The sequence below is a fragment of the Agrobacterium sp. lyk4-40-TYG-31 genome (genome assembly GCF_030209855.1).
Taxonomy (GTDB): Bacteria; Pseudomonadota; Alphaproteobacteria; order Rhizobiales; family Rhizobiaceae; genus Agrobacterium; species Agrobacterium vaccinii.
In genome coordinates, this window is sequence record NZ_JARVRE010000019.1 from 119,891 (window position 1) to 131,753 (window position 11,863).

Here is an 11,863-nt window from a genome sequence, read left to right on the forward strand (position 1 = left end):
CGGCGGCTGTGCGACGGTATATTTTTAACCGGTCATGCCCCCCAGGTCGCTTCGAGCACCCGGACCCAGTTGCCGTGGCAAATTTTTTCCAGCGAAGCCTGATCGTAACCGGCATCTCGCAGGGCATCCACGAGAAGCTGGAGATCGGCGACATCTCTCATTGCAGCGGGAATGGTGGTGCCATCGAAATCCGAACCGAATGCGACGTGGTCGATACCCATGCGCTCCACCATGTAATCGACGTGCCGCACCAGTTCGCCAAGGTCCGTATCGGCATTTTTCACACCGTCCTGGCGCATGAACAGCACGCCGAAATTAACACCGGCGAGCCCGCCCGTGTCCCTGATGGCATCCAACTGCCGGTCGGTGAGGTTGCGGCTGTGATTGCACAGCGCATGCGCGTTGGAATGGGATGCGACGAGAGGCGCATCGGAGATTTTGGCGATATCCCAGAAGCCCTGCTCGTTCATGTGGGAGAGATCGACGAGGACCTTCAAGGCGTTGCAGGTCTTCACCAGTCGTGCGCCCGCTTCGGTGAGGCCGGGGCCGATATCCGGCGTGGAAGGGAAGCGGAAGGGAACGCCGTGGGCGAATATATTGGGACGGCTCCACACCGGGCCCAGCGTGCGCAAACCTGCCTGATGCAAAACGTGAAGCGCATCCAGTTCGGCATCGAAGGCTTCGACACCTTCGATGTGCAGAACCGAGGCGAACGCGCCACGGTCCATCGCGCCGCGAATATCCGAAGCACTGCGGCAGACCTTGACCGCGCCGTGCGAGGCCGCTTCGATGCGAAACAACAGGCTGGCCATGCCGAGCGTGGTCGCAAGCGCATCCGGCTGCGCGGGCGCGATGAAATCGCCATTGGCATCGAAACCGCGCGGGGAGGGGACGTAGATCGCGCAGAGACCACCGGCCAAACCACCCTTCCGCGCCCGCGGCAAATCGATGTGCCCCGCCGCGTCGCCATTCAGAAACTGTTCTTCCGGTGCCGGATAATCGGACAGTTTGAGCCGCAGCAGGGTATCATTATGGCCATCGAAGACGGATACGGCGGTGGGGCTGGTCATGGGCGTTCGCTTTCGGAAAGTGTATCACTGGCATTGCTGTATGCGTCAGATAGGTGCAAATGCAATGCCGCAACAGGCCTGAACCCGCAAAGCGGGAAGCATTTGAACGGAAAATACATGCTGGATGACAATGACTGGAGCGCCGCATCGGCGGTTGCGGAGCAATTTGCAGGTCAGTGGAAAAACGACGAGCCGGGCGGCGCGGTTATTGGTTTCGACATCAGCGGCATCCGGTTTTCAAAGGCTGGTGGCGTTGAGAGCATGGCGACGATGGCTCCTTTCACCGCCCGCAGCATCGTGCGCTACGCCTCAGTTACCAAGCATGTGTTTTCCGCCATGGTGCTGGCAAACAGCGATCTCATGGCGCTTGACGATCCCCTTGGAAAACATCTTTCAGAGCTGCAATCCCTGCTTGCCGATGTGACGGTTGGGCAGGCTTTGGATATGAGCGGTGGCTTGCCGGATGTCCGCGAATGCCTCTCTCTTCTTGGACTCTCGGTCTACACGGAGACGAAGGCAGGGTCGCTGCTGGACTATCTCTCACGCCTCACCCGCCTCAATTTCGAGGCCGGGCATGAGGTGTCCTATTCCAACACCGGATATCGTCTGGTCGAGGCTGCGCTGGAGCGCAAAGGGCGACGGTTCGATGATTTCGTGCAGGAGAACATCGCAGGCCCGCTCGGCATTTTTCTCAAGGCACCGGATGTCTGGAACGATCCGGTCGATGGTCTTGTGCCGGGTTACTGGCGAAATGATCATAGTTGGCAGCTTTCGGCGGCGGGCCTGCATCTATCGGCATCCGGCAGTCTGACTGGCAGCGCGGAAGCATTGGCGCGCTGGCTCCAGGCACTGTTGAACGGTGAGCAGGGCTTTGCCGGTACGTTGCAGGCGCTTTCGGCTGAGCGTCCTCTCGCCAACGGAGCACTAAGCGAATACGGGCTTGGCGTGCGCTGGTCGCATCTGGGCGAGCGGCGTTTTGTGGGCCATGGCGGCTCACACCCCGGTTACAAGACATATTTCCTGTTGGACCCGGACCACAGGACAGGCGTCGTTGTCGTCTCCAACCGTGAGGACACCAACGGTTTCAAGATCGCTCTGGAGACTATGGCGGCACTGACCAAACGGCCGTTACCGCGACCGATGACGGGGTTGCCCGAAGGCCTCTATATCACGGAAACGGGTCCATGGTGGCTGGAGATCAAGGGTAGCACCTGCACCTTCATCGATGCCGACGATACGCTCTATGACGATGGTGACGGCTGGGCGTCGTCGCGGTCCGCCTCGTCTCCCATGCGGCTGCGGCTGGATGGCAAGGCATTGGTCGGTGAAGCCGGGCACGCACCTCGCCGATTTCTCCCGGTCGGCAAACAGGAGGTCGATCCCGCTCTTTCAGGGCGTTGGCGGTCGCCGGAAGGGTCGGAATTCGAGATTGCCGATGGCGCTTTCACGATGGGAATTGGCCCGGTGCGCACTACCACGCCGCTGAAGGCACTCGGCAACGGACGCTATCTTTTTACCCTCGTGGACGGTCCTTGGACCAAGAGAGTGTGCCTGCACGTGCTGGACAAAGACCGTATCGAACTGGTGTCCAGCCGCGCGCGGATGATCGAATATCGACGCTCGACCTGAAAAGACCGAGCGTCGATAGGGGTTAGATCGCCGTCTTCAGCGCATGCTCGAGATACAATTCACGCAAACGCGTTACGAGCGGGCCGGGCTTGCCATCGCCGACGGCTTTGCCGTCGATTTTGGTGACGGACATCACGAAGTTACCGGCGCTAGTGAGTGCCGCTTCCTGAGAAGTCAGCGCTTCCTCAAGCGTGAACGCGCGCTCTTCCAGCGTCAGCCCTGATTCTTCAATCAGTTGCAGAACCGCCTGACGAGTGCAGCCGGGCAGCGTCTTGTTGCTGTTGCCGCGCGTCACGAGTTTCTTGTCAGCGGTGATGATATAGGCGGTCGACGACGCGCCTTCGGTGACGAAGCCGTCTTCGATCATCCATGCCTCATCGCAGCCTTCGGCCTTGGCGATGCGCTTGGCCATGACCTGCGGCAGCAGGCAGACGGACTTGATGTCGCGGCGGGCCCAGCGCTGGTCCGGCACGGATTTCACCGACAGTCCAGTTGCTTCCTGCGGCGTGCCGACCAGCTTCTTTACCTGCGGGAACATCACGAGGGTCGGGGCGAGATCGTCGGAGAACAGGAAGTTGCGGTCTTCGGCACCGCGCGTCAGTTGAAGATAGATCAGACCTTCCGTCAGATTGTTATCCCTAATCAGGCGCCGTTCAGCCTCCACAATCTGCTGCGTCGTGACCGGCAGCGTGATGTCGATTTCACCGGCGCTGCGTTGCAGCCGGGCCATGTGCAGATCGCTATCGATCAGCTTGCCATCAATGATGGATGTCACCTCGTAAATGCCGTCGCCGAAGAGAAAGCCGCGATCAAAGATAGAAAGCTTGGCTTCTGATTCGGGGAGGAACTCGCCGTTGAGATAGACGATGCGGTCGGTTGCGCTGGGCATGGTAAGTCCTTCTACACTCGGCGTTTGGCCGAGACTCATGGTCTGACATATGGCCAAGCATTAGCGTGATTTGTGGCAAAACGGCAGTGCAAAACAATGTCGCTTCTTCTCGCAAACCGCTATTCGAATTCCATAATGATCTCATCGACCGCAAGGCTATCGCCGGGGCCGACTGCAATTCTGGCAACCTTCGCCCGCCGTTCGGCGCGAAGAATGTTTTCCATCTTCATCGCTTCCACCGTTGCCAGTGCCTGTCCCGCTTCCACGGTTTCTCCCTCCGACACCGCTATGGTGGTAATGACGCCCGGCATGGGGCAGAGCAGCAGTTTGGATGTGTCGGGCGGCAGTTTTTCAGGCATCAGCCGCGCCAGTTCGGCAATCCGGGGACTGCGCACGCGCGTGACCAGATCGACGCCGCGCCAGCGCAGACGGATGGTCGAGGGCGTGAGATCGACTTTGACGGCCATCTTCGTGCCGCCGACGGTGAAGATGCCCAGTGTCTTGCCAGGCAGCCAGTCTGTTTCAATAGATAGCGATATGTCACCTTCCAAAACCGCTGATATCCGACTCTCGGCGGTCTGAAAATGAACGGCGTTGTGGGTCTTTCCGAACGCGACCACCCAATCGTCGCCGACGACACGGCGGTGGTTGCCGATGGTGCCGGAGATTTGCGTGGCACGGGTCTGGATACGATGCTGGATAACGGCGGCTATGACTGCAAGTTTTCTTGCCGAATCCTCATCGGGCTCGACACCGGTGAAGCCATCGGGAAACTCCTCGGCGATGAAGCCGGTTGTCAGCCTGCCATCCTTGAAGCGCTGGTTTTGCATGACCGCCGAGAGGAAAGGCAGATTGTGACCGATACCCTCGACTTCGAAACGGTCTAGCGTTTCTCCCATGGCCGCGACGGCGCGGTGCCGGTCCGGTGCCCATGTGCAGAGCTTGGCGATCATCGGATCGTAATACATGGAAATTTCGCCGCCTTCGAAGACGCCGGTGTCGTTGCGCAAAATGCTTCCATCGGTTTGCTTGCCTTCCTGCGGCGGACGGTAGCGGGTCAACCGACCGATGGAGGGCAGGAAGTTGCGGTAGGGGTCTTCCGCGTAAAGCCGACTTTCGATGGCCCAGCCATCGAGCCGCACATCCTCCTGTGAAAACGCCAGGGGCTCACCGGATGCAACGCGGATCATCTGCTCGACCAGATCGATGCCGGTCACGAGTTCGGTAACTGGATGCTCCACCTGAAGGCGGGTGTTCATTTCCAAAAAGTAGAAGTTTCGGTCGCCATCCACGATGAATTCGACGGTGCCCGCCGAGTGGTAGCCAACCGCCTGCGCCAGAGCCACCGCCTGCTCGCCCATGGCCTTGCGGGTCGCTTCATCGAGAAATGGCGAAGGCGCCTCTTCGATGACTTTCTGGTTGCGGCGTTGAATGGAGCATTCGCGTTCACCCAGATAAAGCACCTTGCCATGCTGATCGCCCAGCACCTGAATTTCGATATGGCGTGGCTGCGTGACGAATTTTTCGATGAAGATGCGATCGTCACCGAACGACGATTTCGCTTCGTTTCTGGAGGACTGGAAGCCTTCGCGGGCCTCTGCATCGTTCCATGCGATGCGCATGCCCTTGCCGCCGCCGCCCGCTGACGCCTTGATCATGACGGGATAGCCGACCGTTGCGGCGATCTTCACCGCCTCCTCTGCATCCTCGATCAAACCCATATGGCCCGGCACGGTGGAGACGCCAGCCGCTGCGGCCAGCTTCTTGGATGTGATCTTGTCGCCCATCGCCTCGATGGCCTTGACGGGTGGGCCGATGAAAATGACGCCTGCCGTTTCCAGAGCCGCAGCAAAAGTGGCGTTCTCCGACAGAAAACCATAGCCGGGATGCACGGCGTCTGCCCCGGTCTGCTTAATGGCGTCGAGTATCTTTTCGATAACGATATAGGACTGATTGGATGGGGCAGGGCCGATATGCACCGCCTCGTCGGCCTCGCGCACATGCAGGGCATTGGCATCGGCATCGGAATAGACCGCAACGGTCTTGATGCCCATGGCTTTGGCCGTGCGAATGACGCGGCAGGCGATTTCACCACGGTTGGCGATGAGGATTTTGGAGATCATGGGTGCAGCCTCAAAGCGGAATGGTGTCGTGTTTCTTCCAATGCGTCGTCACCTGTTTGTTGCGCAGTGAAGCGAAAGCACGGGCGATGCGGCGGCGGGAAGAATGCGGCATGATGACCTCGTCGATAAAGCCGCGCTCTGCGGCCACGAAGGGGTTGGCGAAGCGTTCTTCGTATTCTTTGGTCCGTGCGGCGATCTTGTCAGGATCTGACAACTCTGAGCGGTACAGGATTTCCGCAGCGCCCTTCGCGCCCATTACGGCGATTTCCGCCGTCGGCCAGGCGTAATTGACATCGGCACCAATGTGTTTTGAGGCCATGACATCGTATGCGCCGCCATAGGCTTTGCGGGTGATCAGCGTCACCAGCGGCACTGTCGCTTCCGAATAGGCAAACAGCAATTTCGCGCCATGCTTGATGACACCGCCATATTCCTGTGCAACGCCGGGCAGAAAGCCGGGTACATCGACCAGAGTCAGGATGGGAATGTTGAAGGCGTCACAGAAACGGACGAAGCGGGCGGCCTTGCGTGAGCTATCGATATCCAGACAACCGGCCAGCACCATGGGCTGGTTGGCGACCACGCCGACCGTCTGGCCTTCGAGCCGAATGAAGCCGGTAATGATGTTCTTGGCGAATGCTTCCTGTATCTCAAAGAAATCTCCCTCATCGGCCAGCGCGTGGATCAGTTCCTTCATGTCATAGGGCTTGTTGGAACTGTCGGGAATAAGCGTATCGAGGCGCTGCTCCAGACGGGCCGGGTCATCATGAAACGGGCGGGCAGGGGCTTTTTCGCGGTTGTTGAGGGGCAGAAAATCGAACAGCGCCCGCACGGCCTCCAGTGCCTCGATGTCGTTTTCGCAGGCACCATCGGCGACCGATGATTTTCGGGTGTGGGTGGAGGCACCGCCCAGTTCTTCCGCCGTGACGATCTCGTTCGTCACGGTCTTGACGACATCCGGTCCTGTGACGAACATGTAGGACGTATCGCGCACCATGAAGATGAAGTCCGTCATAGCAGGAGAATAGACAGCACCTCCCGCGCAAGGGCCCATGATGACGGAGATTTGTGGCACGACGCCGGACACTTCGGCGTTGCGACGGAAAACTTCCGCGTAACCGGCAAGCGAAGCGACGCCTTCCTGAATGCGCGCGCCGCCACTATCGTTGAGACCGATGACAGGGGCGCCGACGCGGGCTGCCATGTCCATGATTTTGCAAATCTTCTGCGCATGGGTTTCGGAGAGCGAACCGCCCAGCACGGTAAAGTCCTGGCTGAAGACGTATACCTGTCTACCGTTGATGGTTCCCCAACCGGTCACGACGCCATCGCCAGCGACCTTCTGTTCGGCCATGCCGAAATCCACCGCGCGGTGGGTGACATACATGTCGTATTCTTCGAAGGAGCCCTCATCGAGCAGAACGTCCAGCCGTTCGCGCGCCGTCAGCTTGCCCTTGGCATGCTGGGCATCGATGCGCTTTTGTCCGCCTCCGAGCCTTGCCTGGGCACGGCGTGCTTCCAATTCTTCGAGAACCGTCGGCATGGCTCCTCCCTGATACGAATGTCATCACATAGGCTTAGACGTGAATTCTCGAATTGAAAACAGTCTATTACGGCCATATGTGCTGATTTCGGACTTGTTCAGAGAGATTGCGCCGCATTGATGGACGACACGAAGCGCCGGGTGCGCTCCTGCGTCGGTGCGCGGAATATGGCGTCTGCCGTGCCGGTTTCCACCACCTTGCCCGCTTCCAGAAACACGACGTTATTGGCAATGCGAGACGCCAGGCGCAGGTCATGCGTTGCCATGACCATGGTCGTTCCTTCACGCGCAAGCTTGCCCAGCACGTCAACGACCTCTTCCGAAAGTTCCGGGTCGAGGGCAGAGGTGGGTTCGTCACACAACAGCACTTGCGGGGAAGGCCCGAGCGCACGGGCAATGGCCACGCGTTGCTGTTGGCCACCGGAGAGGTTGGCGGGCCACGCATCCGCCTTGTGCGCCATGCCGACCTTCGTCAGCAGTTCCATTGCGCGATCTCTCGCTTTTTCGCGCGACCACTTCTGAACGATCAACAGGCCTTCCATGACGTTCTCGATGGCGGTGCGATGCGGAAACAGCTGGAAGTTTTGAAACACCATGCCCGTCTGGCGGCGAATTTTCTGGATGGACTGCCATGGGGTTTTCTGGCCCGCGGTAAAGGACGTCGTGGCGTCGCCGATGCGCACGGTTCCCTCGGTGGGCAGTTCCAGCAGGTTGATACAGCGCAGCAGCGTGCTCTTGCCACCGCCGGAGGGGCCGACGAGTGCGGTAACGCTGCCTTCGGGAAAGCTCAGCGAAATGTCTTTCAGGATAACCGCATCCCCGAAACGCTTCTCGATGTTGGAAAGCTCGATCATCGGCTGTTCTCCATCATGCCGCCGTAACGGGCGAAGCGCACTTCCAGTCGCGCCTGCAAGGTGGACAGCACGGAACTCAGCGCGAGATAGATGATCGCTGCCTCGATGTAGAGGATGAGCGGCTCATAGGTGGTGGCGACGATACGCTGAGCGGACTGAAACAGCTCGGGCACGGTGATGGCAGCGGCAAGGGATGTGTCCTTGACCAGCGAGATGAAGGTGTTGGATAGCGGCGGCACGGCAACGCGCCCCGCCTGTGGCAGGATGGTGCGCTGCATGGCTTGGCGCCAGCTCATGCCGGTCGAAAACGCGGCTTCCCATTGGCCCTTGGGAACGGATGAAATGGCTGCGCGGATGATCTCGGATGTGTAGGCGCCGACGTTTAGCGTAAAGCCGATGAGCGCTGCCGGAAACGCATCCAGCAAAATGCCGATACTTGGCAGGCCGTAGAAGATCACGAAAAGCTGGACCAGCAGCGGCGTGCCTCTGATGACCCAGACATAGAAACGCGCCAGCAATCGCAACGGCGTTGGTCCGAACAGCCGCGTGACGGCGGTCGCCAGTCCGAGGATCAATCCGAAAAAAAACGAAAGCAATGTCAGTGGTATCGTGAACTTCACACCAGCCCAGAGCAGGGTCGGCAAAGAGTCCATCATCAATTGCAGCCAATGCGGCACGGCGAGCCCCTCAATAAAAAAACGAAGTCCGGCGCGAACGCCGGACTGTCTGGTCTTGTTCTGATCATGGCCTATTTCCGCAAGCGAGAACAGGCCCGTAACGACGCCTTACTTGGAGACGTCCTGACCGAAATACTTGTCAGAGATTGTCTTGTAGGTGCCGTCTGTCTTGATGTCGGCAAGCGCCTTGTTGATGGACGCCACCAGATCGTCGTCGCCCTTGCGCACGATGATGCCCGAGTAGTCGGCATCGGCCTTTTCAGCCACGATCTTGACCGGAGCGTTAGGCTGCTTCTTTTTGAAATCATAGAAGGAAAGGCTGTCGTTGATCGTCGCGTCGGCGCGGCCCGTCAAAACAAGCTGGATCGACTGGTCGAAACCATCCGTACCGACCAGTTCAGCGCCTGCTTCTGTGGCCAGCTTGCCAAAGTTGCTGGTGAGAGACTGTGCGGACTTCTTGCCCTTCAGGCCTTCGAAACCCTTGATGTCGTCATTCTTGTCACTAACGATCAGAACGGCCTTCGATGCGATGTAGGGCTCGGAGAAAGCATATTTCTGCTTGCGCGCTTCTGTGATGCCTACCTGGTTGATGACGGCGTCATAACGCTTTGAATCGAGACCGGCAATCAGGCCATCCCACTTGCCCTCAACGAATTCGGCCTTCACGCCCAGCTTCTTGGCGACGGCTTCGCCAATTTCCACGTCGAAGCCAACGAGCTTGTTGCTGGCATCGTGGAACGTAAATGGTGCGTAGGTGCCTTCGGTGCCGATCTTGATCACACCAGCAGATTTGATCTGGTCAAGATTTTCGCCGGCGAAGGAAGGTGCGAAAATGGCAGCGTTGACTGCGGCGGCGGTTGCGATTGTCTTGAGCCAGCTCATCGGTGTTCCTTTCAGGAATTTCTAATAACGTCTCATCCCATAAATCCTGCCCGTTTAAACGGCAAAAAGACGCAAAAAGATGCAGCTTGGGAGAATATTTTTCTCTTCCTCAGCGCTTCGCCCGGATCGCTTGGTTGAGTGTCCGATAAGCACTCTCCAAAAACGGGTCAGGTGCTCACTCGCAGCTCAGAATCACTTTAAAAATCAGCGATATGGCCTCTCGAGAATTTGCGCTGTCAAGGTGACCTTGAGGTTAATTTCTAGCGGTCGACACGGGGCGCGTTAACCATTTATTAACCACATTTGCGGTACCTCATTATCAATGATTTGTTTACCAAGATGACCAAAGTGCTAACAGACACCTCACGCTCAATTCGTATAAAAGGCCGATCGTTTCTCGCGGTCGTGCTGTCGCCTGAGCAGCCTCTGGACCAGTGGCTGGAGCGGCTCGATGATCTGGCAGCGCGGTCTGCCGGTTTCTTCCTGTCGCGTGCCGTCGTGCTCGATGTTGCGGATATGAAACTCGATAAGGCAGGTCTCAAGGGGCTGATAGCCGAACTCGTTTCGCGCAACGTTGCCATCATGGGTATCGAAGGCGCACGCCCGTCCATGATCGAGGCGGGCATGCCACCGGCCCTGAAAGGTGGAAAAGCTGCTTCTGATATCGAGGTGGAGCCTGTCTCTCTTGCCACAGCCGAGGTGGAGGAAGAGCCAGTACGGGTTCCGGTGACGGAGATTCGCAGCACGGTGCAGTCGCTGATGATCAGCGAGCCGGTTCGCTCCGGTCAGTCGGTGATCTTTCCCGAGGGTGATGTGACCGTTGTCGGTTCCGTTGCGTCCGGTGCGGAGATCATCGCGGGCGGGTCGATCCACATTTATGGCGCGCTGCGTGGTCGTGCCATGGCGGGTTCGCTTGGAAATGCTTCGGCGCGGATTTTCTGCAAGAAGCTGGAAGCCGAGCTGCTGGCCATCGATGGTGTCTACAAGGTGGCTGAAGATATCGATCCGAAGCTGCGCGGCCAGGCCGTTCAGCTCTGGCTGGAAAACGATACGATCAAAGCCGAAAAACTCAATTAAGCCGTAAGCGGCAGAAAACAGGAGAGCAGGATGGGGAAGGTAGTTGTCGTTACTTCCGGCAAGGGAGGCGTAGGCAAAACCACGTCGACTGCCGCGCTCGGTGCGGCGCTGGCACAGAACAAGGAAAAGGTCGTCGTCGTGGATTTCGACGTCGGTCTCCGTAACCTCGATCTCGTCATGGGTGCGGAACGCCGCGTCGTTTACGATCTGGTCAACGTTATCCAGGGCGATGCAAAGCTGCCGCAGGCGCTGATCCGCGACAAGCGTCTCGACACGCTGTTTCTGCTGCCTGCCTCGCAAACACGCGATAAGGACAATCTGACGCCCGAGGGTGTCGAGTGGGTTATCGGCGAACTGAAGAAGCATTTCGACTGGGTCATCTGCGATAGCCCTGCCGGTATCGAACGTGGCGCGACGCTGGCCATGCGCCATGCGGATGTTGCTGTTGTGGTGACCAACCCGGAAGTATCGTCGGTCCGCGACTCCGATCGCATCATCGGCCTCTTGGATTCCAAGACGCTAAAGGCCGAACGCGGCGAGCGGATGGAAAAGCACCTGCTCCTGACCCGCTACGACTCAGTTCGTGCAGAGCGTGGCGACATGCTGAAGGTCGAAGACGTGCTGGAAATTCTGTCGATCCCGCTGATCGGCATCATTCCTGAGAGCATGGACGTTCTGCGCGCCTCCAACGTTGGCGCACCAGTCACATTGGCAGACGCTAAGTCCCCACCTGCCATGGCTTATTTCGATGCGGCACGTCGTCTGCGTGGCGAAGACGTTCCGATGATGATCCCCGGCGAAAAGCGTGGCATCTTCGCCAAGTTCTTCGGGAGGGCCGCATGAGTATCTTCAACCTTTTCCGCAAACAAAAATCGGCGCCTCTTGCGCGTGAGCGGTTGCAGGTTCTGCTGGCGCATGAACGCAACGGCGTGGGCAATGAGCTTGTCGCTCTGTTGCGGGAAGAAATTCTCGCCGTGATCGCCAAGCACGTGCAGATCGATAGCGACAAGGTTCACGTCAAGATGGACAGCGACGAGCATGTCTCGCTGCTGGAAATCGACGTCGAAATCCCCCTAGCTGCCAGCCTGCGCGCCGCCTGATCACGTCTCTTCAAATGAA

General features: G+C 58.6%; 11 protein-coding genes. 4 read left to right on the forward strand and 7 right to left on the reverse strand.

Annotated elements, in window-relative coordinates; all coding sequences use genetic code 11:
- Positions 1 to 32 precede the first annotated feature (32 nt).
- A complete protein-coding gene (locus QRN55_RS23065) occupies positions 33 to 1,070 on the reverse strand; it encodes a dipeptidase (RefSeq protein WP_284778430.1) in 1,038 nt (345 codons plus the stop codon).
- A gap of 117 nt (positions 1,071 to 1,187) precedes the next feature.
- On the opposite strand from QRN55_RS23065, the gene QRN55_RS23070 reads away from it, so the two are divergent.
- The gene (locus tag QRN55_RS23070) at positions 1,188 to 2,699 is read left to right on the forward strand and encodes a serine hydrolase domain-containing protein (RefSeq protein ID WP_284778431.1); all 1,512 of its coding nucleotides are present in this window, start codon (positions 1,188 to 1,190) and stop codon (positions 2,697 to 2,699) included.
- Between the two features lie 22 nt (positions 2,700 to 2,721).
- Here the strand turns inward: QRN55_RS23070 and QRN55_RS23075 are convergent, their stop codons facing one another.
- From QRN55_RS23075 to QRN55_RS23100, 6 genes are all read right to left on the reverse strand, one after another.
- Positions 2,722 to 3,588, reverse strand: a complete 867-nt coding sequence (locus tag QRN55_RS23075) for a D-amino-acid transaminase (protein WP_284778432.1) — start codon at positions 3,586 to 3,588, stop codon at positions 2,722 to 2,724.
- A 119-nt stretch (positions 3,589 to 3,707) separates the two neighbouring features.
- Positions 3,708 to 5,711, reverse strand: coding sequence for an acetyl-CoA carboxylase biotin carboxylase subunit (locus tag QRN55_RS23080; protein ID WP_284778433.1), 2,004 nt, complete (start codon positions 5,709 to 5,711; stop codon positions 3,708 to 3,710).
- Positions 5,712 to 5,721: 10 nt separating this feature from the next.
- Positions 5,722 to 7,254 (reverse strand): acyl-CoA carboxylase subunit beta, encoded by a 1,533-nt coding sequence (locus QRN55_RS23085; protein ID WP_284778434.1) that lies wholly within the window; start codon positions 7,252 to 7,254, stop codon positions 5,722 to 5,724.
- A 98-nt stretch (positions 7,255 to 7,352) separates the two neighbouring features.
- Positions 7,353 to 8,108 carry an amino acid ABC transporter ATP-binding protein gene (locus tag QRN55_RS23090; protein WP_233124808.1) on the reverse strand — a complete coding sequence of 252 codons (756 nt, stop codon included), beginning with the start codon at positions 8,106 to 8,108 and terminating at the stop codon, positions 7,353 to 7,355.
- Positions 8,105 to 8,785 (reverse strand): amino acid ABC transporter permease, encoded by a 681-nt coding sequence (locus tag QRN55_RS23095; protein WP_284778435.1) that lies wholly within the window; start codon positions 8,783 to 8,785, stop codon positions 8,105 to 8,107. The genes QRN55_RS23090 and QRN55_RS23095 overlap by 4 nt, the downstream gene beginning before the upstream one ends.
- 108 nt (positions 8,786 to 8,893) lie before the next feature.
- Positions 8,894 to 9,667: an amino acid ABC transporter substrate-binding protein gene (locus QRN55_RS23100; RefSeq protein ID WP_284778436.1), complete on the reverse strand. Its 774-nt coding sequence runs from the start codon at positions 9,665 to 9,667 to the stop codon at positions 8,894 to 8,896.
- 339 nt (positions 9,668 to 10,006) lie between these two features.
- On the opposite strand from QRN55_RS23100, the gene minC reads away from it, so the two are divergent.
- Genes minC through minE form a run of 3 tightly spaced genes read left to right on the forward strand, consistent with a single transcriptional unit; the run spans position 10,007 to position 11,844 of the window.
- A complete protein-coding gene (gene minC, locus QRN55_RS23105) occupies positions 10,007 to 10,744 on the forward strand; it encodes a septum site-determining protein MinC (RefSeq protein ID WP_284778437.1) in 738 nt (245 codons plus the stop codon).
- 30 nt (positions 10,745 to 10,774) lie between these two features.
- Complete coding sequence (minD, locus tag QRN55_RS23110) at positions 10,775 to 11,587, forward strand: septum site-determining protein MinD (protein WP_045229301.1); 813 nt, start codon at positions 10,775 to 10,777, stop codon at positions 11,585 to 11,587.
- Positions 11,584 to 11,844 carry a cell division topological specificity factor MinE gene (gene minE / locus QRN55_RS23115; protein WP_045229302.1) on the forward strand — a complete coding sequence of 87 codons (261 nt, stop codon included), beginning with the start codon at positions 11,584 to 11,586 and terminating at the stop codon, positions 11,842 to 11,844. The genes minD and minE overlap by 4 nt, the downstream gene beginning before the upstream one ends.
- Positions 11,845 to 11,863 lie beyond the last annotated feature (19 nt).

What these genes read in the sequence shown, in the direction of transcription:
- QRN55_RS23065 (WP_284778430.1), bottom strand. Translation starts at nt 1,070, where the DNA reads ATGACCAGCCCCACCGCCGTATCCGTCTTCGATGGCCATAATGATACC.
- QRN55_RS23070 (WP_284778431.1), top strand. Translation starts at nt 1,188, where the DNA reads ATGCTGGATGACAATGACTGGAGCGCCGCATCGGCGGTTGCGGAGCAA.
- QRN55_RS23075 (WP_284778432.1), bottom strand. Translation starts at nt 3,588, where the DNA reads ATGCCCAGCGCAACCGACCGCATCGTCTATCTCAACGGCGAGTTCCTC.
- QRN55_RS23080 (WP_284778433.1), bottom strand. Translation starts at nt 5,711, where the DNA reads ATGATCTCCAAAATCCTCATCGCCAACCGTGGTGAAATCGCCTGCCGC.
- QRN55_RS23085 (WP_284778434.1), bottom strand. Translation starts at nt 7,254, where the DNA reads ATGCCGACGGTTCTCGAAGAATTGGAAGCACGCCGTGCCCAGGCAAGG.
- QRN55_RS23090 (WP_233124808.1), bottom strand. Translation starts at nt 8,108, where the DNA reads ATGATCGAGCTTTCCAACATCGAGAAGCGTTTCGGGGATGCGGTTATC.
- QRN55_RS23100 (WP_284778436.1), bottom strand. Translation starts at nt 9,667, where the DNA reads ATGAGCTGGCTCAAGACAATCGCAACCGCCGCCGCAGTCAACGCTGCC.
- minC (WP_284778437.1), top strand. Translation starts at nt 10,007, where the DNA reads ATGACCAAAGTGCTAACAGACACCTCACGCTCAATTCGTATAAAAGGC.
- minD (WP_045229301.1), top strand. Translation starts at nt 10,775, where the DNA reads ATGGGGAAGGTAGTTGTCGTTACTTCCGGCAAGGGAGGCGTAGGCAAA.
- minE (WP_045229302.1), top strand. Translation starts at nt 11,584, where the DNA reads ATGAGTATCTTCAACCTTTTCCGCAAACAAAAATCGGCGCCTCTTGCG.